We start from the raw sequence: 14,300 nt of genomic DNA on the forward strand, positions 1-14,300 counted from the left end.
TTTAAAGGTGCAAGCACCAATAAAATTTCCGCTCGACTTGCATGTATTAGGCACGCCGCCAGCGTTCGTCCTGAGCCAGGATCAAACTCTCCATAAAAGTAGTTTGAAAGCTCATTTGCTTTGCTAGCGATCCAACTTCGTTAGAAGTTGGAATCTATTGTTTGCTTCATTTAAGAAGCTTGTTTCATTAACGTTGCTTGTTCAGTTTTCAAGGTTCATTTTGTTTCGATGTCGTTTTAGCGACTTCTCTAATTTAACATCTCTGTTTCTTTTTGTCAACAACTTTTTCGAGAAAGTTTTTTTAAGAAATTTGAGAAGGTAATTTAGTTGTTTTCCAGTACGTCTTAGCGACATTTAATATATTACAATACTTTCACTGATTTCGTCAACACTTTTTATAAAAAAATTTTAGAGCGTTTTTAAACGCTCTGATTAATATACTATAACCCATACTCAGATTCAATATATTGTCTGTCTACATAATAGTTCCTGTGGAATATCGCTTCGTTTTTGGCAATAACCGTTTCAACCAATATTAACTCTCTTTCAATTAAATATTCAACGAACACTTCCAAGTCAACAGAGTAATAACTTAACTCTGGATGGTCATGCAGCTGTTGAATTGTCCACGAAGGTTGTACAAGCATTGTTTCCAGAATATGTTGCGCCCCATCAGTAGTTCTGGAATTAATTAAAAACTCGCCAGCTAAAAATAATAACTCCAGACGCTTTTCCAGACTTTCGTTACTCATAATCAATTCTTCATATAATTTATAGATGGCTGGATCATTTCGTTTTACCTGGGCCCATACTGTAACTTCCGGGTAATGCCCACTATCGATAATTGATAATCTCCCTAAATGATGCAATGAAGCAACTACATGATTGTAAGCATCTAAAAAATGACCATCTTCAAATAATTCTTTTCCTTCTTTATAACGGCGGATTAACTTGGCAAACTGTATACCTGTTTTTAATTTACGACCGAAGAATGGGAACTCTTGCAATTCAGAACGCAGCTTATATAGAAACTCATTGCGGTCAAACATAACTTTTCCGTGGAAAAGCCAATCGACCAAGCGCTTATTTGAACCAATGAAAATCCATTTACGCAACCGTTCCTCCGTTAAAATATGCATCACCATTTTTGCTTCACCATAAGAATAGTGTTTCGAATAAATAGGCTTATCACTTTCTTTTACAATAATTAAAAGAACCGAATCAAATGTATCGGTCATATTCTCAGCACCTTCACGCTTGTTTATCAATATTACTCCGAGCGTTTCCGGCTGACTTGCACGTTCCTGATAAATCGGTCTTAAAATATGTTCCATTGTTATCCCCCTATAAAATTTACCTTCTATATACTGTCATTGTAGATGCTATAAGATAAATTAACTATTGTTACGTCGATAAACTTTCAACCATGCTGAAAGTCCATCATTTCCTTAAATCAAATAATAGAAATCTCGTTATTTTTTCTTTCGCCATTCGTTTATAAAAACCCTTCATTTAAACATTTTTAAATAGTATTACAGGATATTTAAAAGCCACCTAATTCTTTCCTGTCTACTAATTTATATCCAATTTATGTTATAGTATATTTTAGATTAGGAGGCAATTGAAATGAAAAAATATAATAGTAAAATTAATAAGATCCGCTCTTTTGCATTATCCCTTATTTTCATCGGCTTCGTTATTATGTATGGTGCAATCTTTTTCAAAAATAATCAAATACTTGTATTAATCTTCATGACAATTGGACTTCTTTGTATAATCGGCAGTACAGCTGTATACGGCTGGATAGGATTGCTGTCTACAAAGGCCGTGCAAGTGGTCTGTCCGGAATGCGGGAAATGGACAAAAGTTTTAGGTCGTGTGGATATTTGCATGTATTGCAATGAACCACTCACTTTAGATCCTGCATTGGAAGGAAAAGAATTCAATCAAGAGTACAATAAAAATTAAATGTTCGGCAATACTGGAGAAAAAGTTTTCAAACTTTTTGCTCCAGTTTTTTCATAAAAAAAACCTAGCAACAACCGTTACTAGGTTAAACTATTATTGAACTTTTGTTGCACCGACTGCAATACAGTCAGGACATGTACCATAGACTTCTAAACGGTGCGAATTAACTTGAAAGCCTGTTACTTGCGAAGCAAACTGCTCCACTTCATTTAATCCGGGATAGTGGAAGTCTACAATTTTACCGCAGCCATCACAAATCATGTGATAATGGTCGCCCGTTACGAAATCGAAACGACTCGCTGCATCTCCATAAGTAAGCTCTTTTACTAGACCTACTTCACGAAAGACACGTAAATTATTATAAACTGTTGCTACACTCATATTAGGAAACTTATCGCAAAGCGCCTTGTATATATCATCAGCTGTTGGGTGAATCATACTTTGAATTAAATATTCCAAAATCGCATGACGCTGAGGAGTAATTCGTACACCAGTAGTCTTTAACGTGTCCAGCGCATCCTTCAAATGCAATTCAGACATCGTCATGCACCCCTTTTCATACATATTATTAATTAGTAATTGTTATAATTAGTGTAGCGAATTTGTCCATGCATTGTCAACAATTGCTTATTCCAATCGAAATAAAAGTATTTGATAGAAAGGCTAATTGAAAATGAAAGCGATTAAAGGCTTATTCTTTCATATAGTATTCTCAATTAGTACCCTCTTAAAATATTCATCTTATTTTCTAGATCACGTTCCCCGTTCAGCCATTTTTTCAGGCTTGGTTTAAAAATATCGAGACTGCGCTCTAAGTAACGCGATGAATGACTAGAAAAATGCGGTGAAAGTGTAACATTGTTCAAGTCCCATAGCGGGCTATCTGCCGGTAATGGCTCAATTTCATATACGTCCAATACAGCATGCTCAATTAGCTTGTCTCGCAAAACACCGACAAGTGTATCTGTTTCTACTAAGTCTCCCCGCCCGAAATTCATAAAGATAGCAGAACTCTTCATCAGTTCAAAATGCTCTCGAGTCAGCATATGCTTCGTTTCCTTTGTAGATGGCAGCATGGAGAGAATAATATCCGCTTTTGGTAGCTGCTCTTTTAAATCATCCAGCTTATACGTCTCATTCATATACGGCGCTTCTTTGCCTGAACGGTTACAGCCAATTGTATGAACATCAAATGCCTGCAGAATCCGTCCTACTTCACCACCGATTGCACCCGGACCAATAATTAAGGCTGTACTTCCATTTAACTCTGTCGGACGCGCCTTTTTATTCCATTCTTTCTTCTGCTGTTGCTCGTAAATAAACGGCAATACACGTTTCAAAGATAAAATATGAGCTAAAATTGACTCAGTCATCGGCTTCTTATGTATCCCTCGCACATTCGAAACGAGTATATTACGTTTCGCGATTGCTTCTGCCGGCATCTTTTCGATTCCTGCAGATGCTACAAAAATCCATTGCAATTTGTCTGCATGCTGCAAATGCTCTTCCTTTAAGTCTTCCCCATAGGTTACTAAAATTTCTGATTGAGCAAGTTTCTCCACATCCAGTTTCTTATCAAATAAAAAATCTGCTTGAGGAAACTCCGCCAGAAGCGGCTGTTTTAGATCCTCACGCGGTTCAAATGTAAAATAAATCGTTACCATCAGTAATTCCCCTTTGTGCACATATTATTTTGTGCGATTTTTTAAATAGTTTAACACATCTTCAATATGGTTTTTCACCCTTACTTTTCGCCACTCTTTTTCAACAATACCCTCTTCATTAATTAAAAACGTTGTACGCTCAATGCCCATATATTCTTTTCCGAAGTTTTTCTTCAATGTCCATACACCATATTTCTCCGCAACTTCATGGTTCTCATCCACTAATAACGAAAACGGTAATCCGTGCTTTTCAATAAACTTGGTATGTTTCGCTGCATCATCCAAACTCACACCTAAAATTACAGCATTCAATTCTGAAAAGTCCTCATATTTATCGCGGAAGTCGCAAGCCTGTGTTGTACAGCCCGGTGTTAAATCTTTCGGGTAAAAATAGAGAATAACATTTTTGCCTTTATAGTCTTCCAGCGAAATCAATTTCCCCTCCTCGTTTTGCAATGTAAATTCTGGTGCTTGTACTTTTTCTAATGTCATGTCTTTTCCCTCCAAAATTTTCTTCTATGATACAAAACAATGCCCGTTGCTTCAATTTCTTTGGCGTTCCCTATCATTACATACTACAATAGATATGAAATCATTTCATGTAACCTATTTTGGAGGAATAAATTATGAATCATACTAAATCTGAACAGCTTCATGCAGAAGCACTCGAACATATCGTTGGCGGGGTAAATAGTCCATCCCGTTCTTATAAAGCAGTAGGCGGCGGCGCACCTGTTGTCATGGTCCGCGGTAAAGGAGCATACTTTTGGGATGTGGACGGTAATCGTTACATCGATTATTTAGCAGCATACGGACCGATTGTTACAGGTCATGGTCATCCACATATCGCAAAAGCTATCGCCCATGCCGCAGAAACAGGTGTATTATTCGGTACACCGACAGAGCATGAAATCAAATTTGCAAAAATGTTAAAAGAAGCAATTCCTACATTGGATAAAGTACGTTTCAACAATTCCGGTACAGAAGCCGTGATGACATGTGTCCGTGTAGCACGCGCATTTACAGGCCGTACAAAGATCATTAAATTTGCCGGTTGCTATCACGGTCACTTCGACCAAGTACTTGTTGCTGCAGGATCAGGTCCAGCTACATTAGGTTCGCCTGACTCTGCCGGTGTTCCTCATGCTGTCGCTACGGAAGTAATTACAGTTCCTTTTAACAATCAGGAACAATTCACATTAGCTATGGAAAAATGGGGCAACGATGTGGCAGGTATTTTAATCGAGCCAATCGTTGGCAACTTTGGAATTGTTGAACCGCATAAAGGATTTTTGGAACATGTACATGCATTGGCAAAAGAGTATGGTGCCTTAACAATCCACGATGAAGTTATCACAGCTTTCCGTTTCCACTACGGGGCAGCACATACAATGCTCGGCTTAACTCCGGACTTAGTCGCAATGGGGAAAGTAATCGGCGGTGGCCTGCCAATCGGTGCATACGGTGGTCGTAAAGAAGTAATGGAAACAGTTGCTCCACTAGGTCCTGCATATCAGGCAGGTACAATGGCCGGAAATCCTGCAAGTATGCAAGCAGGGATTGCATGTCTTGAAGTGTTACAGCAACCAGGGATTTATGAAGAAATGGATCGTTTAGGTGCTCTTCTAGAAGAAGGTATTTTAGCTGCTGCCAAAAAACATAATGTTACGATTACATTAAACCGTTTAAAAGGGGCGTTCGCTATTTACTTTACTGATGTAAAAGTGGAAAACTATGAGCAAGCGGAAAATACGGACGGTGAAAAGTTCGGTCGCTTCTTTAAATTAATGCTATCTCAAGGCATCAACTTAGCCCCATCAAAATATGAAGCATGGTTCTTAACGACAGAACATACAGAAGCAGACGTGGAAGAAACGTTAAAAGCAGTAGATTACGCATTTTCTCAACTATAATAACAACTGCCGCTATACTTTTATAGCGGCTTCTCTTCATTGACTCCCTCAGAAAGGAGGAAAAGAACATGAAACTAGGTGCACGCGTTTTAAAAACGGGTGTTGCAATCGTTTTCGCCTTATTTTTAGCTCAAATACTGAATGTACCTTCACCTGTGTTTGCTGCAATTGCTGCTGTATTCGCAATCCAGCCTTCTATTTACCGCTCTTATCTTACAATTTTAGAGCAAATACAGGGGAATATTATTGGTGCTTCCGTCGCTGTCCTATTCGGTCTCATCTTCGGACATCATATAGTGGCTGTCGGTATTGCCGCTATTGTCGTCCTTGGTATTATGATGAAGTTAAAGCTCGAAAAATCCATTTCATTGGCACTCGTAACGATGATTGCCATTATGGAAGTACCGGGCGATGATTTTCTAATGTTTGGTCTGATCCGATTCAGTACTGTTATGTTGGGTGTTTTTGCTGCTTTCGTTGTCAATATGTTATTTGTACCGCCTAAATACGAAATAAAATTATTTAAAATGATTAACTCTGTCCAGGATGATATCATTCGCTGGACACGTTTGGCCGTTCGCCAGGCTAGTGAACATACTTCAACGAAAATGGCGGTAAACAAATTGCAGTCCCGTCTCAATGAAATTGATACAATGTATGGGTTTTTCAAAGAAGAACGCAGCTATTTCAGAAACCGGAAGTTTGTGAAAGCCCGAAAGCTTGTTATTTATCGTCAAATGTTACTAACATCGAAAAAAAGCTATGAGCTGCTCGTTCGTTTACACAAACATGAAAATGAGCTTGGAAAGTTACCAAGTAAATTTCAAGTAATTATTCAAGAACGTTTAGACTTCTTGTTAACCTATCATGAACAACTGTTATTGAAGTATACTGGGAAGCTTAGGCCAGAACATTCGAAATGGACACGTCACGAAGAGTATCTGCAAGGTAGTGAACTAATGGAGCAGTTTATTAAACAAATCGCCCTTGCTCAAGAAGAGGCTGCTGAAGATGAACAGTTTTCAAGCTATCATCTGCTTTATATTTTATCGCGGATTTTAGATTACGAAGAAAACCTGGAACATCTTGATACATTGATAGTTTCCTATCGCAGCTTCCACAGCGAAGAAAAAAATCTCGATTTGGAATCAGAGTTTTATTAAATAAAAAGAAGGTGTGCATATTTCGCACACCTTCTTTTTAACTTTTCATCTTCGGATCAAGTGCATCCCGTAATCCGTCACCCATTAGGTTAAATCCGATTACTGTGAGCATAATCGCCAGTCCCGGGAAAATCATCGCCCATGGTGCGTTCATTAAAAACATCCGCGCATCTGCAAGCATTTTCCCCCACTCCGGCTGAGGAGCTTCTGCACCAAGTCCTAAAAACCCGAGTGCTGCCGCTTCGATAATCGCTGTCGCAATCGCCAGTGTCCCCTGCACAATTACGGGAGTCATCGAGTTCGGCAAAATATGCTTCCATAATATCCGAGAGTTTTTCATACCGATAGCTTTTGCGGCATGAATATACTCTTCTTCTTTTATACTCAGCACCCGCGACCGGATCAGTCGGCCGAAGTTCGGTATATTAATAACCGCAATCGCAATTAATGCATTTTGCAATGATGGGCCTAAAATCGACACAATTGCGATCGCCAATAAAATACTCGGAAACGCAAGCATAATATCAAAGATTCGCGAAATAATCGTATCAACCCAACGACCATAATAGCCTGCAATAATCCCTAAAAAACTGCCGGCAACTGCAGAGATTAACACGGCCGATAAACCAACAGTTAACGAAATACGCGCCCCATGTAAAATTCGCGAAAATATATCACGACCTAGATCATCTGTTCCAAACCAGAAATCAGCAGATGGAGGCTGCAGACGCATACTTAAATTTTGCTCATTTATACCTTGTGGTGCAAACAAAGGGCCAAATATTGCCAGAAGCACAAAAAATAACACAATTGCACTGCCGAACAGCGCAGACTTACTTTTCTTGAAATTCGTCCACGCCTCTTGCCATGGTCCTTTTACTCGTTCTTCTTCAATTCGCTGAACTCGATTTTGTATAATTTCAGCCATGCTATGCGCCTCCTCTCTAGTTGTATTTAATGCGCGAATCAATCACCGTATATAAAAGGTCAACAATCAGGTTAATCATTACGAATAAAAAGGCAACAATTAAAATACCTGACTGGATGACAGGATAATCACGGAATCCTATCGCTTCGTATATATAGCGGCCAATTCCCGGCCAACTGAAAATCGTTTCCGTTAAGATGGCACCGCCTAACAGCATGCCCGTTTGTAAGCCGACAACTGTCAATACAGGAATCAACGCATTTTTCAATGCATGCTTATAAACAACGACAAACATTTTTTGACCTTTTGCCCGCGCTGTACGAACAAAATCAGAACGCATTACTTCCAACATAGAGGCTCTTGTCATTCGTGCAATAATCGCTGTCGGAATTGTTGCAAGTGCAATGCCAGGTAATAATAAGTGCTTTAACACAACAATAAATTGATCAAACCGGCCTTGCCATAATGTATCAATCAAGTAAAAGTGGGTAATGGCCAAAACAGGATCCCGCACTTCTTCCCGTCCCGATGTCGGTAACCAGCCCAGCTGAATACCGAATGCCCATTGCTCCATTAAACCTAACCAGAAAATCGGCATCGAAACACCGATTAAAGCAATCACCATCGCTAAGTAATCAAACCATGAATTTTGAAACCATGATGAAATAATCCCTGCATTTACTCCGACGATAATTGCGATAATCATCGCGAAAAATGCCAGTTCAAATGTAGCTGCTAAATAAGGCCACATTTCAGAAGAGATCGGCTGCCTCGTTCTTAATGACTCTCCCAAATCTCCCGTTATAATCCCTTTCAAATAATCGAAATATTGAATATACCACGGATTATCAAGACCCAGTTTCAGGCGAAGTGCCGCGATTGCATCAGCAGTAGCTTGCTGTCCTAAAATGACTTGTGCTGGATCCCCGGGAATGGCACGGATAATAAGAAATACTAAAAAAGTCATTCCAAGTAATACAGGAATTAAATGCAGTAGACGTTTGCCAATGTAGTGAAGCATGCTCTTCACCCCTTTTATGAATGTATGGTTCTACTAGTTGAAAAAAGGAGAGGAATATTCCTCCCCTTTCAAAGAATTCTCTATTACTCCATTGAAACTTTATCCAATTTATCAGAACCTGTTGGATGAGGCTTGAAGTCCTTTACACCTGCTTTTGCTGCTAATAACGGTGTAGAGTGAGCAAGCGGAACCCATGGAGCATCATCATGAATGATTTCCTGTGCTTTTTTGTATAACTCATTACGCACATTTTCATCTGTTTCCGACTGCGCCTGAATTAATAGCTCATGCACTTCTTCATTTGAATAGAATGCATAGTTGTTTGAACCGATATTATCTTTGTCTAATAATGTATAAATGAAGTTGTCAGCATCTCCATTGTCACCAGTCCAGCCAAGCATGAATGCATCTGCTTCACCGTTTTTCGCTTTTTCTAAATATGTTGCCCATTCAAAAGTAACGATTTTCGATGGGATTCCAACATCTTCTAAGTTTTTCTGAATAACTTCCGCCACTTTCGCTCCGTCCGGCATATATGGACGAGGAACTGGCATTGCCCATAACTCAATTTCTTTTCCGTCATAGCCCGCTTCAGCTAATAAAGATTTCGCTTTTTCCGGATCATACGGATATGGAGAAATTGCATCATTGTAACCGCTAATTGAAGATGGCATCGGGTTTGCCGCCACTTCTGCACGTCCTTCAAAGAACGCATCAACAATCGCCTGTTTATCGATTGCATAGTTAACTGCTTGACGTACCAGTTTGTTATCAAACGGTGCGCGTGTATTCGTCAAACCTAAATAACCAATGTTCATTGATGGACGTTCAATCAGTTGTAAAGTAGAATCACCTTCCACTGTTTTACCGTCTGAAGGGTTAATACCATCAGCTAAATCGATATTGCCTGCCATTAATTCATTTAAACGAGCAGAGTTATCCGGAATTGAACGGAAGATAACTTTATCTAATTTCGGTAAACCTTCTTGCCAGTAGTCTTCAAACTTCTCAATCGTGATTGAGTCATTACGTTTCCAGTCTGTAAATTTAAATGGACCTGTACCTACAGGATTGTCGCCGAATTTATCGCCTGCTGCTTCAAATGCAGTTGGCGAACCAATTCCGAATGGACTCATTGCCAAGTTTTTAAGGAATGGTGCCTGCGGACGAGAAAGTGTGAATACAACTGTATGATCCCCTTCTGCCGTTACATCTTTAATAATATCTTCGCCCTCTGCTTTAAACATAGAGTTGAAATAGTAGAAATCTTCCTCTTTTCCACCTTTCCAGCGATTGATATTTTTAATAACCGCGTCTGCATTGAAGTCTGTGCCGTCATGGAATTTGACGCCTTCTTGAAGCTGGAATGTGTAAGTTAAACCATCTTCACTTACTTCCCATTCTTTTGCCAGTCCAGGGTTGATTGTTGTATCTTGCTCCCCGAAGTTTAGTAATGTTTCAAATACGTTTTGTGTAACTTTAAACGATTCGCCATCTGTTACGATACCTGGATCAAGTGAAACAGAATCTGCTCCACGACCAAATACTAATACTTGAGGTGTTGAAGAACTTGAATTGTCTGTCGTATTGCTGTCTGTATTTGTACTTGAATCGTTATTTGTTTCTGATGATGACGTTTCTGCATCGTCAGCACCACAAGCAGCTAAAAATAATGACATTATTAATAGCATCATTAGACTTACCAAATACAATTTACCTTTCCTCAATAAAAAAACCCCCTAGACTTTTTAATCTATTATCATTGCGGCGTTTCATATAAATGACACGCAACAGAATGACCTGGTTTAACTTGCTGTAGCATCGGAATTACCTGTTTGCACTTATCCATCGCAAAAGGACAGCGTGTATGGAATGTGCACCCTGTCGGCGGGTTTGACGGGCTCGGAATATCACCCTTCAGCAACAGCTGTTCCCGCTCAAACTGCGGATCCGGAATCGGTACAGCCGATAGTAGCGCTTGTGTATAAGGATGTAATGGCTCATGATATAATAATTCGCTTTCCGCAATTTCGACAAGCCTGCCTAAGTACATCACGCCTACCCGGTCACTAATATGTCGCACAACCCCTAAATCATGGGCAATAAATATATATGTCAGTTTTAAATCTTCCTGCAATCGTTGCATTAAATTTAAAACTTGCGCTTGAATGGATACGTCCAGTGCAGATACCGGTTCATCTGCAATAATTAATTTTGGATTTGTCATTAATGCTCTAGCGATACCGATTCGCTGTCTTTGTCCGCCGCTAAACTGGTGAGGATAGCGCTTCGCATGATAGGAGCTTAAACCGACGATTTCCAAGTATTCATGGACTTTCTTTTTTCGTTCCTTCGCATTCCCAATTCCGTGGACAATTAACGGTTCCTCTAAAATTTTTTCAACTGTATGTCTTGGATTTAATGAGGCGTACGGGTCCTGAAATACCATTTGAATCTCTCGTCGAACTTTTCGCATTTGCTCGCTGTTTAACTCAGTGAGCTCAATGCCATCAAATGTCACCCGGCCATCTGTAGGTTCATGCAATCTCATAATCGCCCGGCCAGTAGTAGATTTCCCGCAGCCGGATTCTCCGACAATGCCTAATGTTTCCCCTTCATAAAGCTCAAACGATATATCATCGACCGCCTTTACATCACCGACATGCCGTGCAAACATCCCATGCCGGATCGGGAAATATTTTTTTAGGTTGTCAACTTTCAGCAGCACTTTCGACATGTGTAACTCCCCCTTCTTCCATATCCAATAAGAAACATCTTGCTTTATGTGTACCGGATGATTCATATAGCGGAGGATTATTTGTTAAACAACGGTCGAATGCGTATTCACATCGTGCTGCAAAACGGCAGCCTTCCAAAATGGAACCCGGTTTCGGAACATTCCCAGGAATTGAATAAAGCGTATCCTTTTTATAACGCATATCGGGTACAGACTGGATGAGTCCTTTTGTATAAGGATGCTGCGGGTTTTTAAATATTTCATTGACCGGCGCTTCTTCAACGATTTGTCCTGCGTACATGACAATGACGCGCTCACAGGTTTCCGCAACAACACCTAAATCATGTGTAATGAGTAAAACAGCAGTGTTCAGCCTTTCATTTAAATCCCGCATTAACTTTAATATTTGGGCTTGGATTGTAACATCGAGGGCTGTTGTCGGTTCATCGGCGATAAGCACTTTTGGATTACATACAAGGGCCATTGCAATCATTACACGTTGCCGCATTCCTCCTGATAGCTGATGAGGATAATCTTTAAGCAACTGTTCCGCGCGCGGCAAGCCGACCAACTTCATGATTTCCACCGCTCGTGCACTTGCTTCTTTTTTCGACCATTTTGGATGGTGGATTCGGATTGCTTCGATCAATTGATTCCCGATTGTAAACAAAGGATTTAGCGAAGTCATCGGTTCCTGGAAGATCATCGCGATTTCATTGCCTCGAATTTTGCGCATTTGCTTATCTGAAAGCTTCGAAATGTCTTGCCCTTTCAATAAAATTTCTCCATTTGTTATTTTTCCGGGAGGACTCGGTACCAGCCCCATAATAGAGAGGGAAGTAACACTTTTACCACAGCCAGATTCCCCTACGATAGCGAGAATTTCCCCTTCATGAATTGAAAAGCTTATCCGATCGACAGCTGCAACCTTTCCACTGTCTGAAAAAAATGTCGTTTCTAACTCTCTCACTTCAAGCACAGCTTTTCGACTCATTTAAACACCTCAGTTTTCTGAAGATTAAAAGTATTTGAAAATATGATATTATAACATCTACTAATTTACAACATTATCGTAAAAAAATGTATTTTAAAATATACATAAAAAAAGTGACCATGCTGATTTTTTTCAACATAGTCACTCAAATTTAATCTAATTTTTGTACTTGGAATAAGTTATAATATGCTCCTTGTTGCTCCATTAGTCGTTGATGAGTCCCTGATTCTACAACTTCTCCGTGATCGATAACGAAAATGTTGTCGGCATGGGTAATTGTAGATAGTCGGTGAGCGATAATAATGGTTGTCCGCTCGTGCGCTAAACGGTCAAGTGAGTCTTGGATAAGTGCTTCACTTTCCAAGTCAAGTGCAGAAGTCGCCTCATCCAATACAAGAATTGGGGGATTTTTAAGAAATACTCGTGCAATTGCCACACGCTGCTTCTGCCCGCCTGAAAGTTTGACGCCTCGTTCTCCCACTTTCGTGTCATAGCCTTCCGGTAAACCCATAATAAAGTCATGAGCATTCGCCGCTTTGGCCGCAGCAACTATTTCCTCATCTGTCGCATGCGGATTTCCCATTAAAATATTCTGTTTCACTGAATCACTAAACAAAATATTATCCTGTAATACTATCCCGATTTGCGAACGTAATGAATCAATCGTAACATCTTTAACGTTTTGATCGTCAATTTTCACCGATCCCTCCGTCACATCGTAAAAACGGGGAATTAGGCTGACAATTGTCGATTTCCCCCCGCCGCTCATACCTACAAAGGCAACAGTTTGTCCAGGTTCAATCGTGAAATCAACTTCATTTAAAATTGTATTTCCACCTTTATCATACTTGAATGTAACTCGGTCAAATTGAAGCTTCCCTTTTGCTGCGGGTAACACCATCGCGTCAGGCTTATTTTGAACTTCATATTTCTCATCCATCAGTTCAAACATTCGGTCCATTGAGGCAATTGACTGAGTCAATGTTGTCGATGAGCTTACCAATCGGCGAAGCGGTCCATATAAGCGTTCAATATAAGCATAAAACGCAACGAGTACACCAATCGAAAGCGCACCATTTAAATACTGATAGCCTGCATAGCCAATTACGATCAGCGGCGCCATATCCGTAATAGTATTAACTACAGCAAAAGATTTGGCGTTCCAGCGTGAATGGTCCAATGCTTTATTAAGAAATTCTCCATTCGTTTCATCGAAAATTTTCTGCTCATGCTTTTCCAATGTAAAACTTTTAATAATGCTCATACCGGCAACACGCTCATGTAGATAACTTTGAACACCAGCCAGAGCCTGTGACCGTTCCTTCGTTAAACTTCGAAGTCGCCCGAAGAAATACTTTACACTAAATGCGTAAAATGGCAGAGCAATAAGCGAAACAAGCGTCAGCTTCACATCCATCGCAAACATGACGGCAATAACGATTAAAATCGTCGCTAAATCCAGCCATAAGTTCATCAATCCTGTCATAACAAAGTTCTTCGTTTGCTCAACATCATTGATGACACGCGAAATTACCTCTCCAGCACGGGTATTCGCATAATACTTTAAGCTTAATTTTTGCAAGTGCCCATACAATTCTTTACGTATATCAAATAAAATATTGTTACTCAGATTTTGCGCAAAGTATTGGCGGTAATATTCGATTGGTGGACGAATAACAAAAAACAGTACAAGTGCAATTCCGATCCATGTAAATAATTGCTTTGTCTTCTCCTCTGTAGTCATGCCATCATTCAACAATATATCATCGATAATTATTTGCAGGAGCCACGGTAAAAATAACGGAATCGCAAATTTTAGTATGCCGATCACGATTGTTAAAAATAAAAGCATTTTATACGGCTTGACGAACCGCATATAACGTTTAATACTATCCAATGCAAAAAACACTTC

At 39.7% G+C, this 14,300-nt stretch carries 13 protein-coding genes and 1 rRNA gene; 3 read left to right on the forward strand and 11 right to left on the reverse strand.

The window, feature by feature from the left end; translation table 11 throughout:
• Both CBM15_RS10045 and CBM15_RS10050 read right to left on the reverse strand, forming a co-directional pair.
• Window positions 1–97: ribosomal RNA gene (locus CBM15_RS10045) — 16S ribosomal RNA — on the reverse strand; the annotation flags it as partial.
• Between the two features lie 343 nt (window positions 98–440).
• On the reverse strand, window positions 441–1,334 hold the full coding sequence (locus tag CBM15_RS10050; protein ID WP_087617394.1) for a nucleotidyltransferase-like protein: 894 nt from the start codon (window positions 1,332–1,334) through the stop codon (window positions 441–443).
• A 292-nt stretch (window positions 1,335–1,626) separates the two neighbouring features.
• Here CBM15_RS10050 and CBM15_RS10055 point away from each other — a divergent pair, with 292 nt between their 5' ends.
• A complete protein-coding gene (locus tag CBM15_RS10055; protein WP_008405748.1) occupies window positions 1,627–1,968 on the forward strand; it encodes a YgzB family protein in 342 nt (113 codons plus the stop codon).
• 93 nt (window positions 1,969–2,061) lie between these two features.
• Here CBM15_RS10055 and perR read toward each other — a convergent pair whose 3' ends face one another.
• From perR to bcp, 3 genes are all read right to left on the reverse strand, one after another.
• The gene (perR, locus tag CBM15_RS10060; RefSeq protein WP_014822720.1) at window positions 2,062–2,508 is read right to left on the reverse strand and encodes a peroxide-responsive transcriptional repressor PerR; all 447 of its coding nucleotides are present in this window, start codon (window positions 2,506–2,508) and stop codon (window positions 2,062–2,064) included.
• Window positions 2,509–2,684: 176 nt separating this feature from the next.
• The gene (locus CBM15_RS10065; protein ID WP_087617395.1) at window positions 2,685–3,632 is read right to left on the reverse strand and encodes a D-2-hydroxyacid dehydrogenase; all 948 of its coding nucleotides are present in this window, start codon (window positions 3,630–3,632) and stop codon (window positions 2,685–2,687) included.
• A 24-nt stretch (window positions 3,633–3,656) separates the two neighbouring features.
• Complete coding sequence (bcp, locus tag CBM15_RS10070) at window positions 3,657–4,124, reverse strand: thioredoxin-dependent thiol peroxidase (protein WP_087617396.1); 468 nt, start codon at window positions 4,122–4,124, stop codon at window positions 3,657–3,659.
• A 134-nt stretch (window positions 4,125–4,258) separates the two neighbouring features.
• Between bcp and CBM15_RS10075 the strand changes: the two genes are divergently transcribed.
• Together CBM15_RS10075 and CBM15_RS10080 are read left to right on the forward strand one after the other, a co-directional pair.
• The gene (locus CBM15_RS10075) at window positions 4,259–5,545 is read left to right on the forward strand and encodes a glutamate-1-semialdehyde 2,1-aminomutase (protein ID WP_087617397.1); all 1,287 of its coding nucleotides are present in this window, start codon (window positions 4,259–4,261) and stop codon (window positions 5,543–5,545) included.
• A 68-nt stretch (window positions 5,546–5,613) separates the two neighbouring features.
• The gene (locus CBM15_RS10080; RefSeq protein ID WP_087617398.1) at window positions 5,614–6,708 is read left to right on the forward strand and encodes an FUSC family protein; all 1,095 of its coding nucleotides are present in this window, start codon (window positions 5,614–5,616) and stop codon (window positions 6,706–6,708) included.
• A gap of 37 nt (window positions 6,709–6,745) precedes the next feature.
• Here CBM15_RS10080 and nikC read toward each other — a convergent pair whose 3' ends face one another.
• From nikC to CBM15_RS10110, 6 genes are all read right to left on the reverse strand, one after another.
• The gene (gene nikC, locus CBM15_RS10085; protein ID WP_087617399.1) at window positions 6,746–7,636 is read right to left on the reverse strand and encodes a nickel transporter permease; all 891 of its coding nucleotides are present in this window, start codon (window positions 7,634–7,636) and stop codon (window positions 6,746–6,748) included.
• Window positions 7,637–7,652: 16 nt separating this feature from the next.
• Window positions 7,653–8,657, reverse strand: a complete 1,005-nt coding sequence (locus CBM15_RS10090) for an ABC transporter permease (protein ID WP_087617400.1) — start codon at window positions 8,655–8,657, stop codon at window positions 7,653–7,655.
• Between the two features lie 83 nt (window positions 8,658–8,740).
• Entirely contained in the window at window positions 8,741–10,384 is a 1,644-nt protein-coding gene (locus tag CBM15_RS10095) for an ABC transporter substrate-binding protein (protein WP_008405734.1), read from the reverse strand.
• Between the two features lie 32 nt (window positions 10,385–10,416).
• Window positions 10,417–11,394 (reverse strand): ABC transporter ATP-binding protein, encoded by a 978-nt coding sequence (locus CBM15_RS10100; protein WP_087617401.1) that lies wholly within the window; start codon window positions 11,392–11,394, stop codon window positions 10,417–10,419.
• A complete protein-coding gene (locus tag CBM15_RS10105) occupies window positions 11,369–12,388 on the reverse strand; it encodes an ABC transporter ATP-binding protein (RefSeq protein WP_008405730.1) in 1,020 nt (339 codons plus the stop codon). Before CBM15_RS10105 ends, CBM15_RS10100 begins: the two co-directional genes overlap by 26 nt.
• A gap of 151 nt (window positions 12,389–12,539) precedes the next feature.
• Window positions 12,540–14,264 (reverse strand): ABC transporter ATP-binding protein, encoded by a 1,725-nt coding sequence (locus tag CBM15_RS10110; protein WP_193433786.1) that lies wholly within the window; start codon window positions 14,262–14,264, stop codon window positions 12,540–12,542.
• Between the last annotated feature and the right edge of the window lie 36 nt (window positions 14,265–14,300).

The sequence above is a fragment of the Solibacillus kalamii genome, assembly GCF_002174535.1.
GTDB lineage: Bacteria > Bacillota > Bacilli > Bacillales_A > Planococcaceae > Solibacillus > Solibacillus silvestris.